Here is a 591-nt window from a genome sequence, read left to right as displayed (position 1 = left end):
ACCATGTTCATCAATTAAGATCGATGTTGGGATAGACATTGATTTGTATTCAAATGAAGTAGGAAATGGCAGCCCTAATACTGTTTTTGTTTTAGACGAGTCAGCCCCTAAAGCCTTGTGGTGTTCAACGCCGTATTGTTTAACTACTTTGAGTTCTGGGTCTGACAAAAGAAGAAGATCTAAACTATCTCGTTCGATGTGCATTTTTGCTTGTTCTGCCGTATCTCCCGACAACGCAACGACCTTAACTCCATATCGATCCAGAGTCGGTTTCATATCGTTAAACATTTTTAATTCAGCACTACAGTATGGACACCAAGCACCTCGGTAAAACTTAAGTAGAACACGTTGATTTTTTAGGTCATCAGTCGAATAAATCTCGTTGTCATATGTGGTTGATTCGAATTGTGGGAACTTATCTCCAATTGCAACCTCAATATCACCTAGAGGAGTATCTTTTTGACTGAATACCCAAATGAATTTACCACCAAGAAATATGGAAAAGCTGGACATTAAGACAACGAAAACAAAGCTCCAATGCATATTTATAATCCCACTGATAATTGCACCTAGCCCCAAAAGGACACCTGC

1 protein-coding gene is annotated in these 591 nt (G+C 39.1%); it reads right to left on the bottom strand.

Annotated features, from left to right (window positions below):
- Positions 1 to 591 (bottom strand): peroxiredoxin family protein (locus AB4486_RS25440; RefSeq protein WP_372119498.1); only part of this gene is annotated, 591 nt, incomplete at both ends.

Source organism: Vibrio sp. 10N.222.55.C6 (genome assembly GCF_041473395.1).
Classification (GTDB): Bacteria; Pseudomonadota; Gammaproteobacteria; order Enterobacterales; family Vibrionaceae; genus Vibrio; species Vibrio crassostreae_C.
Note: the sequence above shows the minus strand (reverse complement) of the source record. Positions and strands in the feature narration are given on the sequence as shown.